The sequence below is a fragment of the Burkholderia sp. KCJ3K979 genome (assembly GCF_016759955.1).
GTDB classification, from domain to species: domain Bacteria; phylum Pseudomonadota; class Gammaproteobacteria; order Burkholderiales; family Burkholderiaceae; genus Burkholderia; species Burkholderia orbicola.
This window is the reverse complement of the sequence record NZ_JACFYV010000479.1, coordinates 1-420: the sequence shown is the minus strand read 5'-3', so window position 1 is coordinate 420 and position 420 is coordinate 1. Positions and strand designations below refer to the sequence as shown.

Annotated in this window: 1 protein-coding gene; it reads left to right on the top strand. The window is 73.6% G+C overall.

Annotated features, from left to right (window positions below; translation table 11 throughout):
- Positions 1 to 7: 7 nt before the first annotated feature.
- Positions 8 to 420: molybdenum cofactor guanylyltransferase MobA (mobA, locus tag H3O04_RS35725; RefSeq protein ID WP_202589554.1), on the top strand; the 413-nt coding region annotated here is incomplete at its 3' end.

Below are 420 nucleotides of genomic sequence, written 5' to 3'. Positions count from 1 at the left end.
GCGCACGATGCCCGCCCCCGCCTCCCCGTCGATCGCCGGCCTGCTGCTCGCAGGCGGGCGCGCCACCCGCATGGATGGTGTCGACAAGGGCCTGCAGCTGCTCGACGGTACGCCGCTCGCGCTGCACGTGCTGCGCCGGCTAGCGCCGCAGGTCGACGAGACGCTGATCAGCGCGAATCGCCATGCCGATCGCTATGCCGAACTCGGTGCCCCGTTCGACGCGCGCATCATCGCGGATGAAACGCCCGACTTCCCCGGCCCGCTCGCGGGTCTGCTCGCCGGCATGCGCGCGGCGCGCGCACCGCTGGTCGCGTGCTCGCCGTGCGATACGCCCTATCTGCCCGTCGACCTCGTCGCACGGCTGCGGGCGGCGCTCGACGCGCAGCAGGCGGACATCGCGATGGCCGTCACCGTCGACGC